This is a genomic window from Corynebacterium diphtheriae, from assembly GCF_001457455.1.
Lineage (GTDB): Bacteria > Actinomycetota > Actinomycetes > Mycobacteriales > Mycobacteriaceae > Corynebacterium > Corynebacterium diphtheriae.
The window spans coordinates 2,306,825-2,327,826 of the sequence record NZ_LN831026.1; the positions used below are offsets into that span (position 1 = coordinate 2,306,825).

Annotated in this window: 19 protein-coding genes; 10 read left to right on the forward strand and 9 right to left on the reverse strand. The window is 54.5% G+C overall.

Annotation, left to right across the window (positions count from 1 at the left end; translation table 11 throughout):
- Positions 1-3: 3 nt before the first annotated feature.
- Positions 4-351 carry a metallopeptidase family protein gene (locus AT687_RS10900; protein WP_014302546.1) on the forward strand — a complete coding sequence of 116 codons (348 nt, stop codon included), beginning with the start codon at positions 4-6 and terminating at the stop codon, positions 349-351.
- A 74-nt stretch (positions 352-425) separates the two neighbouring features.
- Positions 426-1,673 carry an ATP-binding protein gene (locus tag AT687_RS10905; RefSeq protein WP_014319521.1) on the forward strand — a complete coding sequence of 416 codons (1,248 nt, stop codon included), beginning with the start codon at positions 426-428 and terminating at the stop codon, positions 1,671-1,673.
- Here the strand turns inward: AT687_RS10905 and AT687_RS10910 are convergent.
- Entirely contained in the window at positions 1,659-2,285 is a 627-nt protein-coding gene (locus AT687_RS10910) for a histidine phosphatase family protein (RefSeq protein WP_014302548.1), read from the reverse strand. The two genes, AT687_RS10905 and AT687_RS10910, sit on opposite strands and share 15 nt — an antisense overlap.
- A gap of 44 nt (positions 2,286-2,329) precedes the next feature.
- A complete protein-coding gene (gene pheA / locus AT687_RS10915) occupies positions 2,330-3,232 on the reverse strand; it encodes a prephenate dehydratase (protein ID WP_014319522.1) in 903 nt (300 codons plus the stop codon).
- A 35-nt stretch (positions 3,233-3,267) separates the two neighbouring features.
- Between pheA and AT687_RS10920 the strand changes: the two genes are divergently transcribed.
- Together AT687_RS10920 and AT687_RS10925 are read left to right on the forward strand one after the other, a co-directional pair.
- A complete protein-coding gene (locus AT687_RS10920; protein WP_021335273.1) occupies positions 3,268-4,404 on the forward strand; it encodes an amidase family protein in 1,137 nt (378 codons plus the stop codon).
- Complete coding sequence (locus AT687_RS10925; RefSeq protein WP_010935698.1) at positions 4,401-5,117, forward strand: CPBP family intramembrane glutamic endopeptidase; 717 nt, start codon at positions 4,401-4,403, stop codon at positions 5,115-5,117. Before AT687_RS10920 ends, AT687_RS10925 begins: the two co-directional genes overlap by 4 nt.
- Here the strand turns inward: AT687_RS10925 and AT687_RS10930 are convergent.
- Positions 5,101-7,392 carry a nitric-oxide reductase large subunit gene (locus tag AT687_RS10930; protein WP_014319524.1) on the reverse strand — a complete coding sequence of 764 codons (2,292 nt, stop codon included), beginning with the start codon at positions 7,390-7,392 and terminating at the stop codon, positions 5,101-5,103. The genes AT687_RS10925 and AT687_RS10930 overlap by 17 nt on opposite strands.
- Before the next feature lie 211 nt (positions 7,393-7,603).
- Between AT687_RS10930 and AT687_RS10935 the strand changes: the two genes are divergently transcribed.
- Entirely contained in the window at positions 7,604-8,899 is a 1,296-nt protein-coding gene (locus AT687_RS10935; RefSeq protein ID WP_010935700.1) for an LCP family protein, read from the forward strand.
- A 128-nt stretch (positions 8,900-9,027) separates the two neighbouring features.
- Here AT687_RS10935 and AT687_RS10940 read toward each other — a convergent pair whose 3' ends face one another.
- Positions 9,028-10,518, reverse strand: coding sequence for an alanine/glycine:cation symporter family protein (locus AT687_RS10940; RefSeq protein ID WP_014319525.1), 1,491 nt, complete (start codon positions 10,516-10,518; stop codon positions 9,028-9,030).
- A gap of 190 nt (positions 10,519-10,708) precedes the next feature.
- Between AT687_RS10940 and AT687_RS10945 the strand changes: the two genes are divergently transcribed.
- Entirely contained in the window at positions 10,709-12,502 is a 1,794-nt protein-coding gene (locus AT687_RS10945; RefSeq protein ID WP_014319526.1) for an acyltransferase family protein, read from the forward strand.
- 61 nt (positions 12,503-12,563) lie between these two features.
- On the opposite strand, the gene AT687_RS10950 is transcribed toward AT687_RS10945, so the two are convergent.
- From AT687_RS10950 to AT687_RS10965, 4 genes are all read right to left on the reverse strand, one after another.
- Positions 12,564-13,469 (reverse strand): DUF5926 family protein, encoded by a 906-nt coding sequence (locus AT687_RS10950; protein WP_014319527.1) that lies wholly within the window; start codon positions 13,467-13,469, stop codon positions 12,564-12,566.
- 11 nt (positions 13,470-13,480) lie between these two features.
- A complete protein-coding gene (locus AT687_RS10955) occupies positions 13,481-14,164 on the reverse strand; it encodes a glycerophosphodiester phosphodiesterase (protein ID WP_014319528.1) in 684 nt (227 codons plus the stop codon).
- 143 nt (positions 14,165-14,307) lie between these two features.
- Complete coding sequence (locus AT687_RS10960; protein WP_004567410.1) at positions 14,308-15,264, reverse strand: L-lactate dehydrogenase; 957 nt, start codon at positions 15,262-15,264, stop codon at positions 14,308-14,310.
- Positions 15,265-15,622: 358 nt separating this feature from the next.
- Positions 15,623-16,348 carry an NUDIX hydrolase gene (locus tag AT687_RS10965; RefSeq protein ID WP_004567411.1) on the reverse strand — a complete coding sequence of 242 codons (726 nt, stop codon included), beginning with the start codon at positions 16,346-16,348 and terminating at the stop codon, positions 15,623-15,625.
- Between the two features lie 56 nt (positions 16,349-16,404).
- Here AT687_RS10965 and nadA point away from each other — a divergent pair, with 56 nt between their 5' ends.
- Genes nadA through nadC form a run of 3 tightly spaced genes read left to right on the forward strand, consistent with a single transcriptional unit; the run spans position 16,405 to position 19,363 of the window.
- Positions 16,405-17,322 (forward strand): quinolinate synthase NadA, encoded by a 918-nt coding sequence (gene nadA, locus AT687_RS10970; RefSeq protein WP_014304073.1) that lies wholly within the window; start codon positions 16,405-16,407, stop codon positions 17,320-17,322.
- Complete coding sequence (locus AT687_RS10975) at positions 17,319-18,548, forward strand: L-aspartate oxidase (protein ID WP_021335275.1); 1,230 nt, start codon at positions 17,319-17,321, stop codon at positions 18,546-18,548. Before nadA ends, AT687_RS10975 begins: the two co-directional genes overlap by 4 nt.
- Positions 18,536-19,363 (forward strand): carboxylating nicotinate-nucleotide diphosphorylase, encoded by an 828-nt coding sequence (gene nadC / locus AT687_RS10980; RefSeq protein ID WP_014319530.1) that lies wholly within the window; start codon positions 18,536-18,538, stop codon positions 19,361-19,363. The genes AT687_RS10975 and nadC overlap by 13 nt, the downstream gene beginning before the upstream one ends.
- A gap of 206 nt (positions 19,364-19,569) precedes the next feature.
- Here the strand turns inward: nadC and msrA are convergent, their stop codons facing one another.
- A complete protein-coding gene (gene msrA / locus AT687_RS10985; RefSeq protein WP_010935710.1) occupies positions 19,570-20,232 on the reverse strand; it encodes a peptide-methionine (S)-S-oxide reductase MsrA in 663 nt (220 codons plus the stop codon).
- 153 nt (positions 20,233-20,385) lie between these two features.
- Between msrA and AT687_RS10990 the strand changes: the two genes are divergently transcribed.
- The gene (locus AT687_RS10990) at positions 20,386-20,985 is read left to right on the forward strand and encodes a superoxide dismutase (protein WP_014302560.1); all 600 of its coding nucleotides are present in this window, start codon (positions 20,386-20,388) and stop codon (positions 20,983-20,985) included.
- The last annotated feature ends 17 nt before the right edge of the window (positions 20,986-21,002 follow it).

Consider the following 21,002-nt stretch of genomic DNA (forward strand, 5'->3'; position numbering starts at 1 on the left):
ATCATGGTTGAGATTTCCCACGAGGAGTTTGAAACGCTTGTCGACGAAGCCCTCGCCGCCATCCCCGATCCCGTCGCCGACCGAATTACCAACCTTGCGTTTCTTATCAGCGACTATGCCGAGGAGTCCTCCTATATCCTCGGCCAATATCACGGGGTTGCGCTAACCGAGCGCACCTTTGATCACACCGGTTTTCTACCCGATACCATCACGATTTATCGCGAAGCCCTCAAGGATTTTTGCAGCTCCCGCGAAGAACTGGTCGAGCAAGTACGTGTAACGGTTATGCACGAGATCGGCCACTATTTTGGGCTCGATGAGGACGATCTGCACCGCCTTGGCTACGCCTAAACCCTTGTACAATTTGTATCCTTCGCGAGCGTAAAATGGGGTAGTTCGTTGCCGCAAAATGGTATCCTTTAGGGATGAAATACCAGCTTAGAGCCATTGATAATCAGCTCGATGAAATGCTTCAATTTTCCGGAGCAATTGCGGTCGAAGGCGTAAAAGGAGTGGGGAAAACAGAATCAGCAATTCGGCGCAGTGAACATCTACTGCAATTAGACCGCGCCGGTGATCGTCAGCTTCTTGAAGCCGATCCAGAATTTAGAAGTTTTTCTACAGGCACCATCCTCATCGATGAATGGCAAAGAATGCCTGAATGCTGGGATTTTGTTCGCAGAGGCGTTGATGCGCAGCGCACACCAGGGCGATTTTTGCTGACTGGTTCTGCAACGCCACAAGCAGGAATAGATACCCACAGTGGAGCAGGCCGTATCCTTTCTATCCGCATGCGACCCATGGCGCTTTTTGAGCGAAGAGAACACTCCGCCACTGTAAGCTTGGCTGATCTTTTTCTTGGCAATGCCCCTATTAGCGGAACGACAGATTTAACGCTTAACGACTATGTCTCAGAAATCGCACGAAGCGGTTTTCCAGGGTTTAATGAACAGCCACAACGCGCCATCAACGTGGATTTGGACTCTTATATTGAAAGAATCGTTGATCGGGATCTCCCTGAGCAGGGGTACAACGTGCGCAATCGAGCAGGACTTTTAGGATGGATGCGCGCGTATGCTGCAGCATCGTCAACCACCATGAGCTATTCAGAAATCCTTAATGCTGCTACTCCAGGCGAAAGCGATAAGCCAGCCCGCAAAACTGCTGCACTATATCGCAGTAAGTTGACTGAGATTTGGATGCTCGACGAGGTTCCGGCATGGGATTTTGTACGATCGCCGCTTGCTGGACTCGCACAAGCACCAAAACACCAATTGGCTGATCCTGCCTTTGTCCTTCGTCTTTTAGGAGTACCAGCTAATCGTCTGGTTACAGAGCGTTATCGCCATTTTTTGGGCCCACTATTTGAATCATTAGCTACATTAAGCGTTCGAGTCGCCGCGGAATCACAATTTGGTTCCGTTAGGCACCTGCGTACTCGACGCGGAGACCATGAAGTTGATCTCATTGCGTCGAATCAAGACGGCGATCTTGTAGCTATCGAGGTAAAGCTCACCGCTGATGTGAAAAATAACGATGTCGCACATCTTCACTGGTTAAAAGAACAACTGCCGGATGATGTGGTCGATATGGTTGTTCTGACAACTGGCAACCGCGCATATCGACGTAGCGACGGAGTCGCCGTGGTGCCGTTAGCACTATTCGGCGCCTAGCTCCGCCCCTGCCCAGGTAATCAGCTTCCACTGGCCGTATTCTCCGGTCGGGTCGATGACGATGGTGGAGGTGTTGTCGATGTAGTGCTGGAGTGCGAAGTCTGCGGTGACGTTGGTGCCAAAGCGGGTGACAATGCGCATGGCTGCGCCGTGGCTCACGATCAGGTGGTCGCCGTCGTGAGTGGCGAGTTCTTCGAGTATGGGGCGCATACGTTCTACTACTTGGCCTGCGGTTTCACCGTCGGGCATGGCTGCGCTGCGGTCACCGTTCATCCAGCTGTGGAGGGCGTGGGTGTATAGGTCGTGGGAGTGGCTGTCGGTGTTGCCTTCGATGGATCCGGCGTCGATTTCGCGGAGATCGGCGTTGATGCTGAGCGGGATGGTGCCCGGCGCGATTCCGAGGGTTTCTTCGTAGGATTTGAGCACTGCCACTGCTGTTTGCTGGGTGCGGATGGCAATGGAGCAGGTCACGGTGCGGATGTCTCGGCTCAGTGTTGCGAGACTGCGGCCGGCGTCGTCGGCTTGGGTGCGGCCGATAACGCTGAGTTCGGCGCCTGGGGGCCTAGTGTCGAGGACTTTTGCGGCGTTGGCAAAGGTGCGCCCGTGGCGCATGAGGATGAGACGTCCCAAGGTTGTTTCCTTATTTCTCTTTCTGATTAGGCACCGTTGCGGGCGGCTTCTACCCATGCGGATGCGGCCTGGGCGACGGTGGGGTCGACTGCTGTGACGGGTTGGCCGGAAATGGCTGGCCACGAACCGATAAATTTTAGCGCGTTGCACCGTGGGTAGAGTGCTCGGAGTGCTTCGGCGACGTTGAGGTCGTCGATATGCCCATTGATGTCCACGTGGAATCGGTAGGTTCCTAGGCCTTCTTCGATGGGGCGGAATTCGATTCGGGTGAGGTCTACGCCGCGCATGGCGAATTCGGAGAGTGCGCCGACGAGGCTGCCGGGTTCGTTTTTGAGCGTGAATACTACGGAGGTGCGGTCGTGGCCGGTGCGTGGGGTCGGGGTGTCGGCGTGTCCGACGAGGACGAATCGGGTGCGAGCGCCGGTGACGTCGGCAACGCCGTCGGCGATGATGTTAAGACCGTACACGTCAGCGGCGCGGGCGGGGGCTGCGGCAAAGTCCACGATTTTTTCTTTGGCCATGCGGGCGGCTTCGGCGTTGGAGGATGCGGGGACGAATTCGGCTGCGGGTGCGTTGGCGGCAAGCCAAGTTTTTACCTGTTGGTAGGCCACGGGGTGGGTGGCAAAGCGGCGTAGGGGTGCGCCGGTGCGCTGCATGATGGCGAAGGCGATGGGGAGGTCGAGTTCGTGGAAGATGCGCACGCCGTCGATGGTGGCGAGTGCGTCGAAGGTAGGGGTGACGGGGCCGTCGACGGAGTTTTCGATGGCAACGCAGGCGTAGTCGGCTTGTCCTGCGGCGACGGCGGCGATCGCTTCGCGGGGGTTGGTGGCCGCAATAGTGTCGACGGATTCTAGTCCGAGGCGGGTGGCGAATTTCCACAATGCGGCTTCGGTGAATGTTCCTTCTGGCCCGAGATAGGCAATCCTCATGCGTCTTACTCTATCTGGCCGGTAAGGTATTCGTCATGCCTATCCATGAGCAGATTGATCTCCTTGCAGCACAGGTGGCTCAGATGTCTGCTTCAGATCACGGTTTTTGTTATTTTGATGCGGATGCCGCCCATGAGCAGGCAGAGCATGCGCGTGGGCGGTTGTCGGGGTGGATTATCCCGGCGAAGGATTTGTCTGATGTGGCTGGTATGCCCACGACGTTCGGTTCGCATTATCGGGTAACACACCCTGATAAAACGGATGCGTTTGTGGCACGGTTTATGGCTGAGGGTGCGGTGGTGCCGGGTAAGAGTCTGACACCTGAGTTGGGGTTGACTGCCTATACGGAGCCGGTGGGTCAGCCAGCGCCGGTGTTTGAGGGGCATACGCCTGGTGGTTCTTCTGGTGGTGCTGCTGTGATGGTGGCTCGTGGTTTGGTTCAGGCTGCGCATGGTTCTGATGGTGGGGGTTCGTTGCGGGTTCCTGCTGCGTGTTGTGGGTTGGTGGGTTTTAAGCCGCCGCATAATACGGCGGGTGCGGTGCCGGTGACGCAGGGTTTTCTTACGCGCACGCTTGCCGACGCTGCCTTCCTCCACGCCATAACCCCAGTTCGCCGTCCGTTGCGGGTGGGAGTATTAACGCAGCCGGTTCATGCTGAGGTAGAAGTTGCGGACCCGATGCTGGCGGCGGTGGATGCTGCGGCTTCTGCGCTGTCGCGGGCGGGCCATCAGCTGGTTGAGGTGCAGCGCCCGTATGGGGATGCGCCATTTGCGGCGTTTTCTGACATTCTTGCGTTGCGCTCTGCCAAGATTCATGGACAGGCGTCGCCGTTGGTGTCGTGGCTGCGGGATCGTGGTGGCCGCATTGGGGGGCGTCGAAAAGCGGAGGCGATAGCCGAATTTTTGTCGGTGCGCGCGCAGCTTTTTGCCGCCTGGGACGTCGACGCAGTGCTCTCCCCTGTGTTGGCCTTCGACCCGCCCGCGGTGGGCTACTTTTCGGCGATGTCCCCTGAGCAGGATTTTCATGCCCAAACCCAGTGGACCCCGTGGGCCACGATGTTCAACATGTCTGGGGCGGCGGCGCTCAGCATGCCGTATGCGGGGCGCAACATTCACCTCGGGGCGCTTCGTTGCAGCGTACCGGAGCTTTTCGGATTGGCAGGTGACTTGTGAATACTCGCCGGCTGCGTTACGAGGTCGCGCTCGTCCTCGCCTTGACCTTCGGTATGGCAGGGCTGCGCTCCATTTTCACGCTTATCGACGCCCTCTCCGCCCCACTGAACACCCAAAGCGTGACGCTCAACGCCCCACGCGCCACCGCCGCCTGGCTCGACTTCGCCCTCCAACTATGCGGCGCTGCCACCATCATGACGTGGGGATTACTTGCCCTCTTCCTCCTCGGCGAACGCCTAGAAAAACCTCGAGGCGCCGACTTTAGCTGGGGTGTGGGCCTGGCCGCCCTCATCGGAATCCCAGGCCTTGGATTCTACTATGCGGCGGTTCACCTCGGGCTAAGCAAAGAAGTTATCCCCTCAACACTGGAACACTTCTGGACCATCCCCGTTTTGCTGCTGTTTTCTTTCGCCCACGCCTTCGCCGAAGAAATCGTCGTGGTCAAATGGCTGAGCACAAGGCTCAACCAACTCGGCCACGGCCTTATTTTCACCTTGGTGGTCAGTGCCCTTTTGCGAGGCAGCTACCACCTCTACCAAGGCGTTTCCGCAGGTATCGGCAACGTGATCATGGGGCTTATCTATGGCTGGTTTTATCTGCGCTACCGCCCCACATCCATCTGGCCACTGATCATCGGCCACTTCCTTATCGATGCAGTCGCATTTGTCGGCTATACGCTTGCCACGATGCTCAACATCAACGTTTCTTGGTAAGAAGCTTCACCATGAATACGCCGATGGCCATCGCACCAATTCCGAAAAGTATGTCTCCGGGGACACGCAACCACCGTATCAGCATCAGTACTGGGCTGTAGAGGAACTCATCACTACGCGCATACCACAGGCCAGTATCAATCGATGCCCATGCTTGCGCTAAACCGAGGGGCAGAAGTGAAAGAAATGACATAGCCAAAAGGCCAGCATTCATACCCCAGAAACCCCAAGCGATCCACTTATCATTCCACTTTCGCCTCGGCATGAGCGAACGGATGCAGAACAGCATGAGGCCGATACCCAACATGCCATAGACACCGAACAAGGCAGTATGCCCGTGTAATGGAGTGAGGTTCAGTCCTTGGACATAGAACAATGAGATTGGTGGGTTAATAAGGAAGCCAAAGACTCCGGCACCCACCATATTCCAAAATGCTACAGCTACAAAGAAATAAACCGCCCACTTGTAATCCGATACCCAATCTCGGAGTTTGAGAAGTCGCAGATTATGCAGTGCCTCGATCCCCACAAGCGTCAACGGGACTACCTCAAGAGCCGAAAACACTGCACCTAATGCCATAACGTGCGCAGGGGCTCCGGTGAAATAGAGATGGTGCGCAGTCCCAATGATGCCACCAGTAAGGAAGATCGTCGTGGAAGAAATCACCGATGTTGTTGCAGAGGCAACGCGAATAAGCCCCAGCCGTGCGAATAGGAAGGCAATGACGGTTGTGGCAAAGACTTCAAAGAATCCTTCTACCCATAGATGGACAACCCACCAACGCCAATATTCAGCAATAGAGAGGTGTGTTTCGTGATTCACACCAAATGCGGCACCGTAGAATCCTGCGATAGCTAGGCAGCTAAGCAGCAACATGGCAATCAATGACCGTTGCGAGCCCACTGCTAGAGGTGCTTCTGCTGTGGCATGGAGCTGCCCACCGCAGGATTTAATACGTCGTAGCGCAGGTGCAAGTGAGCGCCACATCAAAGCGAACCATAAAAATAGTCCAATGAATAGGCCAATCTGGAACACACGACCAAGATCAACGTACTCGTAACCTTGAGTACCTATCCAGAAATTAATCGGGTTACCGTATCCCAGCTTGCCCATAATCGACGCCCATTCACCAACCATCGACCCTAGAACTACAATCAGCAGAGCCCCAAACAGAACATTTACCCCTAGATGTTGGAATCGAGGCTCTTTCCCACCGACCGCAGGACCAACATACAGACCAGTAGCAAGCCATGCCGTAGCGATCCAGAAGATACCCAACTGAGTGTGCCAAGTGCGCACTACAGCGTACGGCAAAACGTGGTCAATTGGAATTCCGAAAAGTGCCCCGCCTTCAACCCCATAATGAGCCGAAATAATGCCGCAGGCTATCTGCAACATGAATAAAAGACCAACGACGTAGAAATATTTAAGAGTTGCTCGCTGAGAAGGCGTTGGAGTAAAGCCCATTAGCGGATCTTTATCAGGAATGAGATCAGGATTTATCTCATCCTCTTTACGGGCACTGTGATACCACACAAGGCCACCAATTCCTGCCAAGAGGAGAACAAAACTAATCAGACTCCACATGATATTGCCTGTAGGCGGCGCATTATCAATAAGCGGTTCGTGTGGCCAGTTTTGGGTATAACTAATGTCGCTATCAGGGGCATTAGTAGAAGCTGACCAACTTGTCCACCAAAAGAAAGCAGTCATGTCATCCGCTGCTGCTTTATCGTTAAGAGCATTCTGGGGAATTGCGTAATGCTCATGTCCATCACGGAAGAGTTCTGAGTAATACTGCGCATTGCTACGCATCGCATCAACTCGAAGATCATCGAGTGTAATGGTGCCCGTCTGCGCATCATAGGTATTAGAGCGCATCGTCTTTTTTAACCGCTCTTTTAGCGCAGCCTGCTGTTCTGCAGGAAGATCACTATAGTGCTCGTGTCCTTGTTCCTGAGCCCACGAGTCAAGCACTATTGTAGCTTCTCGATGCAACCAATCAGCGGTCCAGTCAGGAGCCACATAGGAGCCATGCCCCCACACCGATCCGATTTGTTGACCGCCGATCGACTGCCACACTTGCTGACCGTGAACAATATCATCCTTGGTAAATAAAACCTGTCCTTGAATTGTCTGAACGCGTTCTGGAATAGGTGGCTTATGAATATTAATTTGCTGCCCCATCCATAACAAAACGACAAATGAAGCAATAACAACTGTAGCCAGCGCTGACCACCAACGCTTATCTGTTAAAGAATGAGTTTTCTGCATGTCCACCTCTGACAAAATGAATGTGAAAATCCTCAGATTAAGATCATGCTCCTATCCCTTTGTCAGATGAATAACCATCTAATTAATACCCCCTATTTGCGGGTAATTAGAAAGAATGCTATTTCAATTTGCCACCTTATAATCGTCTGTAGTATTTCCCCTTTTGCACTTGAATAAAGATAATAAATTCCAACCCTGTATGCTCTAAAGCATGGATGAACAGCGCAATCAGGGTGAGTTCCTTCTTGGTTCAGATGGAAAACCCCTTTTGGACCGCTACGGTCGCCCCATCCGGCGGCGACGCTCCGCACCGCGCCGCCCTAAGCTCGACCGCACTGAACCTCGGCGTGCTGCACCCAGCGAAGCCACACGGGTAATCCGCACGGAAACCACCCAAATGCCAGCTCAGCCTGGGGCTGTTCCGCAGGAGCGCCCACGGCAATACATTCCTACCCCCGAAGAGCAGCAACGCTACCGCGCACAGCAGTACTACCAGCAGCAACCGGTGCAACCTGGTCAGCCGGTGCAGCCGGGGTTTGAGCCTAATCGACGCTACCGTCGCAGCCAGGTCACCCTTCCTCCAGAGCCAAAGAAGCGTCGTCGTTTGCGCCCTGGCGGCTGCATTGCGGGTTTGGTGTGGACGCTCGTCATTGTCATGGTTCTTGGTATCGCTGGCACGCTGTGGCTAGACACTCGGCTCAATCGTGTTCAGGCTGCCCCGCCGCAGCACATTGCTAAGACATCCGGCACGAACTGGCTGCTCGTGGGCTCTGACTCCCGCGCCGGCCTGTCCGAGGAGGATGTTCAGCGTTTGGGCACGGGTGGCGACATCGGCTCCATGCGCACGGACACGATCATGGTGTTGCATATTCCGTCGTCAGGCAAGGCCACACTGATGTCGATCCCGCGTGACTCCTATGTGGAAATCCCAGGCTACGGCATGGACAAAATCAATGCGTCGTTCACCTACGGCGGTGCGCCTTTACTCACCCAAACCGTGGAAAACGCCACTGGCCTGCGCATTAACCACTATGCCGAGATCGGTATGGGCGGGTTGGCCAATGTGGTCGACGCGGTTGGTGGTATCGAGGTATGCCCCGCCGAGCCTATCGACGACCCCCTCGCCGGCCTCAACATCGCAGCCGGCTGCCAAAAAGTCGACGGCCCCACTGCTTTGGGTTATGTGCGCACCCGCCACACCGCTCTAGGTGATCTTGACCGCGTGCAGCGTCAGCGCGAATTCTTTGCAGCTTTGGTCAACAAAGTGACCTCCACGTCGACTTTGGCTAATCCTTTCCGCATCATGCCCACGATTAATACTGTGGCGGGTTCGTTCACTGTGGGTAAGAAGGATCACGCGTGGCATTTGGCCCGGGTGGCGCTCGCTATGCGCGAAGGTGTGGAAACCGTGACGGTGCCATATGCAGGTTTTGCTGATTATGACGTCGGAAATGTGGTCCTGTGGGACGAGGTCGCTTCCGAGGAGCTGTTCGCTTCCCTGCGTTAGTGGCCCAAAGGCACAAAGTGAGTAGTTCGTGCCAAATCTTTTTCACCTCCGCGACGTTTCCGCAGGTCGGAGATATTAGAAAAGATTTAATTTGGCACGAACTACTCACTTTTGGCTTTTAGCCGCCATTAGCGAGCTTTGTACGTCTCCCAGAACTCAGCGTTTTTGATTCCCACCGCAGCAGGATCAAATTGTGGATCCAGCCCAGATTTCTTCTGCTCGTTGTAGTCGCGCAGGCACTTAATAGCTGGGACCTGCAGGATCAGGATGGCGATCACGTTGAGCCATGCGGTGGCACCTGCTCCGATGTCACCCAATGCCCATGCAGCACCTGGGGTAGATACTGCACCGATCCAAACGGATACCAGCATCAGGCAGCGCAGGCCGAAGATGGTGGCGCGCCTTGCGGTTGCGTTGGAGATCCAACGCATGAGGTAGGTGAAGTTGGTTTCGGAGATGTAGTAGTAGGACAAGATGGTGGTGAAGCCGAAAAAGAGGATGGCTACGCCGATAAAAGATGGTCCGACACCTGAGGCGACGGAGTCGAGGCCTTGTTGAACGAATCCTGGTCCCACGGGGGTGTTGCTTGGTAGGGAGCCTGCGTAGCGCACGGGGCTGTCTTCGGTGCCGCCTTCGAAGACGCGGTACATGTCGGTGGAGATGATGATGAAGGCGGTTGCGGAGCAGACGAAGAGGGTGTCTACGTAGACGGCGAAGGCTTGTGCGAAGCCTTGTTTTGCGGGGTGGGATACTTCGGCTGCGGCTGCGGCTTGGGGGTTGAGGCCTTGGCCTGCTTCGTTGGAGTAGATGCCGCGGCGTACGCCCCACATGATGGCGGAGCCGAGGATTCCGGAGAAGGTGGCGTTGGCGTTGAATGCGGAGCTGAAGATGGTGCCAAATACGTGTGGGATTTGGTCGAAGTGCATGAAGAGCACCACGAGCGCGATGATGATGTAGACCATGGCCATGAAGGGCACGACTAACGACGCAAACCAGGCGATGCGCTTCACGCCGCCGAAGATGATGAGGGCGAGTAGCACGGTGAGGAATGCGCCGACGATGCGAACGTCAAGGTTCCATGCGTTGTGCATTGCCGACGCCACACCGTTGGCCTGCACACCCGGCATGAAGTAGCTGGTGGAGAAGATCATGACCACTGCGAAGGCGATGGCGTAGAACAGCATGAAGGGGGCTGCTTTGGTGTGCTTGAGGCTTTTCTCAATGTAGTAGGCCGGTCCGCCACGGTATTCGCCGGTGTCTTGGTCGCGCTCTTTGTAGATTTGGGCGAGGGTGCATTCGATAAAGGAAGTGGCAGCGCCGAGGAAGGCGACGGCCCACATCCAGAACACGGCACCGGGTCCGCCGAAGGCGATGGCGGTTGCCACACCGGCGATGTTTCCTACGCCCACGCGTCCGGCGAGGGACATCATGAGAGATTGGAAGGAGGATACACCGTTTGCTGATTTTTCACCGGCGCGGAGCTGGCGAAGCATGTCGGGGAGGCCGGTTACTTGAACGCACTTGGTGGCGATGGTGAAGTACAGGCCTGCTCCGAGGCAGAGAAAAACAAGGAAGGGTGACCAGATGATCGAATTAAGGGTTTCGATGAGCGTATTCATGCTGTGCTCCGGAGTTTCCTGACAATAAGAGTGTCTTACAACCTATCATCCAACAGATTTAATGTGCATCACCGTACCCCCTACCACTAATAAAGCAGAGGTGCTACCCGTGTGACTAGCCCCCGTTGCTAATAGTTTTTTTGCCTAGTAAATTTTCATTCTTGCACGCTATCAACCGAGAAAGCAGAGCATGAGAATTAGAAACGTACCGGGCATTGACGGACTTCGGGGAATCGCTGTCTTGGCCGTGATCGTCTATCACTTCTATGGCGCCGCCCTGCCGGGTGGTTTCTTGGGAGTCGATATTTTCTTTGTGCTTTCCGGCTTCCTCATCACCAGCCTGCTTATTCGCGAGCACGCGGGTTCCGGCCGTATTGACTTGAAGCATTTCTGGGTGCGTCGCGCTAGGCGCATTCTTCCCGCCGCGGTCACTGTGTTGATCACGGTCAGTGTGGTCACGGCCACCATTGGTGGCGACGTTGCCGTGGGGTTGCCTTCACAGTTCCTTGGCTCGTTGCTCTTTGCCAACAACTGGGTGCAGATTGCGCAGAGCCAAAGTTATTTCTCCGACGCAGGTGTGCAGGTCTTTGCCCATTACTGGTCGCTGGCGGTTGAGGAGCAGTTTTATGTGGTGTGGCCCCTAATTTTCGTAGCTGTTGCTGCGTTGAGCAAGCGCGTTGTTCCGCTGATTCTCACGTTCTTGTTGGCTGTTGCGTCGGCGGTGTGGATGGCTCTTGTCTATAACCCCGAGGTGGATCCGTCTCGTGTTTATTACGGCACCGACACCCACTCCTTTGGCCTGCTCATTGGTGCGTTTTTGGCGTTTGCTATTACTAGTCGCACTGAGGGGGATTCGTGGCCGGCGTCGATACGCCAAAGCCGGATCAGTTCGATCGCTGGCCCACTTGCGCTGGTCGGGCTGCTGGTCATGCTCGTGGTGGTTCACGCGACGCACCCCACAACGTACCGCGGAATTATTGTGCTGGGTTCGCTGCTCACGGCCATTGTGTTGTGGTCGGTGGTCAATGAGCGCGGCGTTGTTTCCAGGATCATGATCAACCCAGTGCTGCGCTGGCTGGGTCGCCGCTCGTTTAGCTTGTACCTCTGGCACTGGCCGGTGGTCAGCCTGTTGGCCTCGGTGATGGAGTCTCATTCGATTCTGATCGCGCTGCTATCGGCGGTGTTCTCCGCAATTCTCGCTGAGTGGTCGTATCACGCGGTGGAGAACCCGCTGCGTCGCCAGGGGTACCAGCGCTACTTCGGTAGCTGGTGGAGCCAAACTCGACTTATGCGTGCACTTTCGCTTCCTACTGTGATGACGGTTTTGTTGCTGTGCGTCCCTGTGGCGTTGTGGAGTGCTCCGGAAAAGACTGCGCTGCAAATGGATTTGGAGCGTTTGCAGGCACAACAGGAGGAGCAGCAGGCGCGTGCCGCGGAGGAGCGTGCGAAGGCACAGTTGCTGGCGGAAACGGAACGTCGTCGTCTGCCTGAGGGCGAGGAGATCGTGGCTATTGGCGACTCCGTCATGCTCGCATCTAGCGATGCCATCCAAAGCACCTACCCCGGCAGCTTTGTCGACGCCGCCGTCTCCCGCCACTACACAGCAGTCCTCGGGCTGCTCGACACCCTCCCCGTACGCCCATGGGTAGTGCTAGGTTTTGGCACCAACGGCCAAGCTTTCGACGGCCAGATCGAGGAGATCCTGAACAAGATCGGCCCCGACCACACCGTTGTGATGGTCCTCCCCTACGGTGACCGCGCATGGATACCCGATGCTCGTCAACAAATTTTCGACGCAGCCGCCACCCACGACAACGTCGTCATCGCCGACTGGTGCGGCGCAGCCCAAGGCCACCCCGAGTACCTCCGTGAAGACCAAATCCACCCTAGCCCCGAAGGTGCCGCAGCCTACACCAAGGCGATCACAGATGCCTTCGAGCGTTGGAAGAACAACGACCGCAGCTTCACGTCAACCTGCCAATAGCAGTAATGCCACCCAGGACCGCATGATCCTTGGTGGCATTCCTTTTGTTGTCGGTGCCGCGTTAGCGGATGGTCACCTGACGGGACTTGATGTTTTCGAGCTGCTTGCGCTCATCGGCGGTGAGCTGGGCGTCGTTAGCTAGCTCTGCTTCGATCTTCTCGTTCAATGCAACGAGGTCGTCGGCGTAGCTTTCTGGTGCGCGCTCTGGGTCGAGGTCCCACACTGGCACGACCAGTCCGTGGGTGCGGAATGCGCCTGCGAACTTGGTCTCCTCACCGAGTTTGAGCTCGCCACGAGCAGCGATACGAGCGAGGGCACGCAGCAGCGCATCCTCAGCTTCGGCGCGGACCCAACGAATGTGTGCCTTCTCACCTGGGTTGATCCACCAGACGGTGCCGGGGACGGGGGCCTCGACACGTGCGGAAGGCAAAACGGAATCGTTAGCAGCCTGGATAGCCTGGGCCTGCATTGGGTTCACGGTCGTGCCCTCTGGGAGCCACCAATCAAAGTTGGAGTACTCGGTGATCTCAAGGGTTTGGTCCTTGAGCAGTTCCGCAAGCTTTGGCTCGGTGCCATCTGCAAGACCCTTTTCTAGGATGTCGCCAGGCTTAGCGGTCTTTGCCCAGTTCAGGGCGTATGCGAGGTCGCGGTTCGGGTTTTGAGAGCGAGCCTGGGTCTGCAATGCGACGAACACTTCGCCGCCGGCGGACTCTTCACGCACAAGCGCTGCGGAGCCACCTGGCAGCACGGTGCACAAATAGACGTTATCCAGGCCTTCGACCTCGATCTTTGCGATAGCAGAGGGGACAAATTCCTGCACTGCCACGAGGTCGGTTTCAAAGGAGAAACCGCCATAAGGGCGGGGGTCGCGTTCAAAAGCGGCACGCTCGGCGGCACGAGCCGCCAACTTAGCCTGCCTGCGGCTCATGCCCTCAGGCAGCTGTTCCTTCTTCTTTTTCTTAGCCATAACAGATAAGTCTATTGGGCGAGCGCCTCAAGAGCTACATCCGGGTAATCCGTGGCCAGCAACTGCACCCCGTTGTCGCGTGCCCAGCGTACATCGTCGGCGTCATTAACCGTCCACATGTAGGTCTTTTTGCCGTCGCGGCCGATGAGCTGGGGGCGCATCTTCGCATGGGCTAGGGAAAGTCCCCACGCGGATGGTCGGGAGATGGCGAAGTCTTTGGGGTTGTAGCGTAGTTCCCATTCTCTGCGCAGGTAGATGGTGTCAAAGCCCGGCGCGATACGCCCCATGCGTCGGATGGCTGCGTGGGAGAAAGAGATGAGATGGAATCGGGGGTCGTGGAGTAGGCCGCGGTAGCGCAGGCGTAGTGCGACTTGTTCTTCGGCCATGACTCCGTAGCGCATGGGGTGTTTTGTTTCTATATAGAGGTGTTTGTCCTCGGGGAGGATGTCGATGAGCTCGTCGAGGGTGATTATCCCGTGTTCTCTGAGCTGGTCCATGGTTGCGGTTGAGACGACGAGTCGACAGCTTGCTATGCGCAGCAGGGTGCGGTCGTGGACGCAGGCGAGGTGGCCGTCGGCAGTGAGTCGTACGTCGCATTCCACCCCATGAATGGGCAGTTCGCAGGCTTTTTCGTATGCCTGCGCTGTCATTTCTGGGTAGCGGCCCCGAAATCCGCGGTGTGCAATGATCTCCATATTTTGAGACTACTCCGTGGGCGAAAAACAGAAAGTGAGTAGTTCGTGCCAAATTAAATCTTTTCTAATATCTCCGACCTGCGGAAACGCCGCGGACGTAGAAAAGTTTGGCACGAACTACTCACTTATCAAAAATGAGCGCCCTAGTTAGCTGGTGGGAAGAACTTCTCCTGGACTTCGCGGAGGGTATTTGCGGAGTGGATGAAGCGTTCCATTTCGTGGGCGGTGAGCTCGAGTTCCACAACGCGGTTGAGTCCGCCGCGGTTGATCACGGCTGGGGTACCAATGTAGATGTCTTCTTGGCCGTATTGTCCTTCGAGGTAGGCGGAGACAGGCAGTGCTACTTCTTGGTTGTGGATGATGGCGCGGGTAATGCGTGCTAGGCCCATGCCGATGCCGTAGGAGGTGGAGCCTTTGGCGTCGATGATGGTGTAGGCGGCGTCGCGGGTTTCTTCGAAGATTTTCTCTAGTTCTTCTTCGAGCCCTGGGTTCTTTTGCAGTTGGCGGCGCATGGATACGCCGGCGACGGTTGCAGAGGAGAGGACGGGGAGTTCGGTGTCGCCGTGTTCGCCGATGATGTAGGCGTGGATGGAGCTTGGGGCGACGTCGTAACGCTCGCCTAGCATGTAGCGGAAGCGTGCAGAGTCGAGGACGGTGCCGGAGCCGATGACGCGGTGGTGGTCGAATCCGGAGTACTTCCATACGGCGTAGGTGAGAATGTCGACTGGGTTGGAGGCTACGAGGAAGATGCCGTCGAAGTTGTTGGCCATGACGTTGTCCACGATGGACTTCATGATCTTCATGTTCTTGTCGACGAGCTGGAGGCGGGTTTCGCCTGGTTTTTGTGCCGCGCCTGCGCAGATGACTACGACGGCTGCGTCTTCACAGTCGGCGTAGGTGCCCTTAGAAACCTTCGTGCGTGACGACGCCCACACCACACCGTGGTTGAGGTCCATCACGTTGCCCTCGAGTTTTTTCTCATCGATGTCGATGATGGCGAGGTGGTCTACAGTACCCTGGTTGACCAGTGCGTATGCGTAGGCCACTCCCACGTCGCCTGCTCCGATGAGAACGACCTTGTTTCCGACGATGTTCTTCACAATGACCTTTCTAAAATTCGTGATCGGCTCGTGAGCCTCTAGTGTGCCTAGTGTGCAGCGGTGTGGCAGTATCGTGCACAGCGGGACCCATGCCCCATTATGCCCGATAATGTTGGAATATGCCCGTGTTATTTGCTTTTTGTGTTGAGATATACCTTACAGCCCCAAGTGCACCCCAAAACCAAACCCCCTAAATAGGACGGCATTGCAAAGGAAACCATCCTACGAAAGTGGCTTCTCTAGCACGCATCACCCAGAATCAGTTATGCGGTAGTAGCAATCTACTATCCGCGGACAGCTTTCTTCGCCGTAACCTCATCCCACGAGCTCATCACCACCGATTACTCTCGGTTTCACTTTAGGATTTGCACTTCCGAGATTCGGTAGGCTTGAGGGTTGCAAATGGATCGGTTATTTCAAGGCGATCGGTAGTAAAAGTAAAAAGTCGAGCTGGCCGACCGCTGCCTATTGCTCGCGCGGTGGTCGGCTGCAGTTGATTGCGCCGTGTAAGTATTCGTTGAAGATTGGTGGGAGAAACATTGTAGGTAAGGACGTGACTATATGTTTTAGCTAAATCTGAAATGGTAAATAAACGAGGTGCCAAGGCAAAACCAATATTGGAATAAGATAGCTTTGCCCTTAAACGATATAGACCTTGTTCGATAATATTTTTGTGGTCAAAGGCTAGCTCATCCAGATCAACAAGGGGGGTAAAGCTACCGTTAGTAACAGATGGATCAATATCCCAAGGGATAAGACAGAGATGCGCCGTTGCAATGGTGCGGTCGTAGGGGTCTCTGTCTATAGCGCTTCGGGTATCTAGCTGCTCAATGTGACTGACCATGCTCGGGTGCACGCCACTAAGATATAGATGCCTTAAGCATGCATCTTTTAACATCTCATTAGTTTCTAAAGCACCACTTGGCAGAGCTGACATATCGGCATACGGCGGTCGCGATCGGATAACAGTTAGAACATCCACGCCTTGTTGGGGATGGACTCGGAACACGCAGGCAATGGATTCGTGTCGAAATTTCGGTGTCCCATTAGCATCGCGCAGTGGTCGAGATTTTGTAGAGCCCATAAAGCAGATGATACTGTAAAAACACTTATCGCCCGACAGTCGAAAAGGGGCTATCCATGAATTTGATGGATCTAGCTAATGAGCACGATGCTCTCATCCTGGCTCACAACTACCAGACGCCCGAGATTCAAGATGTGGCACACCACGTCGGAGATTCTCTAGCCTTGGCAAAAATTGCCGCCGAATCTCAAGCAAGCACAATTGTGTTGTGCGGAGTTTATTTCATGGCTGAGACTGCAAAGATTCTCAGTCCCGAAAAACGTGTAATTATCCCCGAACCTGAAGCTGGATGTTCGTTGGCGTCTTCAATTACCGCAGAACAACTACGCGCATGGAAAGCTGAACATCCTGAAGCTGCCGTAGTGGCGTACGTCAATACCACGGCAGAAGTTAAGGCTCTCAGCGACGTCTGTTGCACCTCTTCAAACGCTGTGCGCGTGGTTGAATCAATCGACCCTGATCGCGATATCCTATTCCTTCCGGATCAATTTCTAGGAGCCCATGTTCAGCGCGAAACTGGACGAAAAAACATTCATGTGTGGCTTGGGGAATGCCATGTTCATGCCGATATATCTCCGACACATATTACGGAAATGGCACATAACAACCCGCAAGCAGACCTATATGTCCATCCCGAATGCGGGTGTACAACCTCGGCGCTCTGGCTAGCTAGCCAAGGGGATATTCCACAAGCAAGAATCCTCTCTACTGGGGGGATGATGGAGGCAGCACGAAAAACTGCCGCATCCACAGTGCTAGTAGCAACAGAAATAGGGATGCTGCATCAACTACGTAAAGCCAACACAGCGACTGATTTCATTCCCGTCAATCCTCATGCTGCCTGCCCATTTATGCAAATGATAACAATGGAAAAACTAGAAAAAGCGCTAGTCGAAGGGCACCATGAGGTACACGTTGATCCGGTTTTAGCCCAACGTGCACGTGGAGCCGTTGAGGCGATGATCACTCTATGATCTTCGAAGTTGATCTTGGCTCTACCGATTATATTGAAGAGCATGATGCCGTTATAGTAGGCGGCGGGGCAGCAGGGCTTCGCTCTGCGATTAGTTTAGCTGAGAGAGGCATAAGCCCAATCATATTGACAAAAACTACTGTAGATGAATGCGCTACAGCATGGGCTCAAGGGGGGCTTGCTGCCGTGGAACCTCCCGATTCTTTTGAAAGCCATGCACAAGATACTCTCAAGGCTGGACACTATTGCGATCCCTTGATGGTTCGAGAAATGGTACAGCAGGCACCTGCAGTAATCGATGAACTCCGATCTTGGGGAATGCCGTTTAGTCCAGTTTTGCACCGCGAAGGCGGCCATGCTGTTGCAAGGGTTTATAACACTGGGGATGGTGCCACTGGCGCTGCAATGCATGCAGTTTTATTGACCCGCGCAAAAAAAATGGGAATCAAAATCACAGAGCACTTTAGAGCTGTAGATATTCTTACTAACGGCACAGCCGCGTGCGGCATTCGTGTACAGGATGAGAATGGCCGTATCGGGGAGCTACTAACAAATATCGTGGTTTTGGCCACTGGTGGAATCGGTAGAATTTTCGGGCGTACTACCAATCCAGTAACGGCTACTGGCGACGGCCTAGCCATGGCCATTCGCGCAGGCGCTCGTACTAAAAATATGCGATACGTCCAATTTCACCCGACCGTTCTTGATTCCCCCAGTGGGGTACTTATCTCCGAAGCAGTGCGAGGAGCTGGCGCGGTGATTGAATTATTTGATGGAACAACGATTCCATTGGCACCGAGAGATATTGTCTCAGCAGCGATCTGGAAAGCTGGTGGTCATGCCATCCTGAACTGCGAAAAAGTTGATTGGACGCAATTCCCAGCCATTGCACGACAACTTGAGGGGTATGACCTAGATCGCATTCCCATTGCTCCAGGCGCACATTATCACTGTGGCGGTGTGGTCGCAAATATTGACGGGAGCACATCAATAGATGGTTTGTATGCGGTTGGTGAGGTTGCGTGCACTGGGTTGCATGGCAGTAATAGATTAGCTTCCAATTCCCTTACTGAGGCAGTAACTATGGGGCGTCTCGTTGCAACTGGGCTGAATAAAAACCATGAATACACAAAACCCACTCCGCGTGCGCGCGTTATGGAAAATCTCGATGCATGTAATCTTCGTTTGGTTAAAGAAGCGGTAGGACAGCAGCCATGGATGTTATAAACAATGCCCTTAATGAAGATCTATGTTATGGTCCTGACGTCACAACAGAAGCAATTTTTGGGCTAGAAAAAGCCGAGGTGCAATTTGTAGCACGTGCCCATGGGGTTCTGGCCGGATCTAGGATAGCAGAGGAAGTTTTTCGCACGTACGCTACGCAATTGAAAATGCGAATTGACACCGAAGTTCTGATTGAGGACGGCGAGGTGGTAGCCCCAGGAGACGTCATCTTAAGGATTTCTGGCCCGCTGCGTGTTCTTCTTACCGCAGAGCGCGTTGCACTCAACATAGTTTCGCATTTATCAGGAATAGCTACACATACCTCGAAATGGGTCAAGCAAGTCGCAGGTACAGAAACTCGCATTCGAGATACACGCAAAACGCTGCCTGGACTTAGGCAGTTGCAAAAATATGCCGTGGTATGCGGTGGAGGAATAAATCATCGCATGGGGCTTGGGGATGCTGCCTTGATCAAAGATAACCACATAGCTTATCGGGGGATTAAAGATTGTGTATCTATTATTCGTAAAGCACATCCACACATATCGATTGAAGTCGAATGTGACACGCTGACACAGGTTGCCGAAGCCCTTGACTCGGGAGTGCGACTCATTTTGCTCGATAATATGTCTGTTGACCAAGTAAAAATCGCCGTAGATATGTGCCGAAAAGCTCCACACCCTGTAGAAATAGAAGCTTCAGGCGGTTTAACGCTAGATGTTGCTTTATCTTATGCGCAGACTGGTGTTGACTATTTAGCGGTGGGAGAGCTTACGCATTCGGTGCGAGCTCTAGATATCGGTTGTGATGTGAATTAGTTTTCGGAAATGGGAGCTGTGTAATTCTAGATATCTAAGTTTTAACGGGCTGATTCCGATATTTCATCGGTTTCAGCCTGTTAATTGTTGGTAGTACCGCTACCTCACGTTATATTCTGCTGATTTCTCAGCTTCACGACGGAGTTTGTCCAGCGAAATACCTAGCCCTCCTTAGCGACATAAGCTTTCTCATTGCAGCCCTAGAACTACGCCTCTGGGATTCCGCAGGCCACTCCGGTGGAGTGGTGCGGGCAGTATCCTAGTGGGTTTTTGTGCAGGTACTGCTGGTGCTCGTCCTCGGCCATGTAGTATTCGCCGGCTGGGGTGCTGGCGAGTGGCAGGATTTCGGTGGTGATGCGTCCGAGGCCGGCTGCGGCAAGTTTGGGGGCGTAGTGTTCTACGATCTCGCGGGCACGTTGTGCCTGCTGTTCGGCGTTGGGGCCAGCGGTGTAGATCGCGGAGCGGTACTGCGTTCCGGTGTCGTTGCCTTGTCGGTAGCCTTGGGTGGGGTCGTGTGCTTCCATAGCTTTGACCACGAGTTCGTCGAAGGTGACCTGTGTTGGGTCGTAGACGACTTCGACGATTTCGGTATGGTTGGTGCGTCCGGTGCAGGTTTCGCGGTAGGTGGGGTTCGGTGTGATTCCACCGGCGAAGCCTACGGAGGTGTACACCACGCCTGGGGTTTCCCAGAACAGTTTTTCTGCTCCCCAGTAGCAGCCGATACCTATATATATGGTTTCGGTGCCTGGTTGACCTCGAAGAGTTCCTAGTACAGCGTGTGGCTGTGGGTTGGGCAGGACCGGGTGTGGTCCGCCTTTGAGTGCGTCTTTTTCTTCTACTAAGCGCGGTGCGCCAAATAACCATCCCATATCGACATCAACGTGCACTTTGGGAATTATGTTCCACAATTTCGTGCAGTTCTTCGTTTTTCTGACCACGAAAGACACATTTCGCCAAATAATTGTTGCCAAATGTGAGGATTCACCTATCATGGTAGGCACATCCAACGAAAGGAACGAAGAATGACGTATACCCTTCCTGAACTCGATTACGCATACGACGCTCTCGAGCCACACATCGCTGCTGAGATTATGGAGCTGCACCACTCCAAGCACCACGCTAACTACGTGAACGGTGCAAATACTGCTCTTGAGAAGCTGCAAAAGGCTCGCGAGAACGGTGAGATCGGTGCTGTTGTCACCGCTTTGTCCAAGGATTTGGCTTTCAACTTGGGTGGCCACACCAACCACTCCATCTTCTGGAAGAACCTCTCCCCTAACGGTGGCGGCGAGCCAACCGGCGCTTTGGCTGAGGCAATTGCCAAGGAGTTCGGTTCTTTTGAGAAGTTCAAGGATCACTTCTCTGCTGCGGCTCTTGGTCTGCAGGGTTCCGGCTGGGCTGTTCTCGGCTACGATCACATCGGTGGCCGTCTGGTTATCGAGCAGCTCACTGACCAGCAGGGCAACATCTCCGCTAACCTGACCCCACTTCTTATGCTCGATATGTGGGAGCACGCTTTCTACCTTCAGTACAAGAACGTGAAGGCTGACTACGTCAAGGCTGTGTGGAACGTCTTCAACTGGGATGACGTTGCTGCTCGTTTCGAGGCTGCTACCAAGTAAACCCACGTAAGCTTACG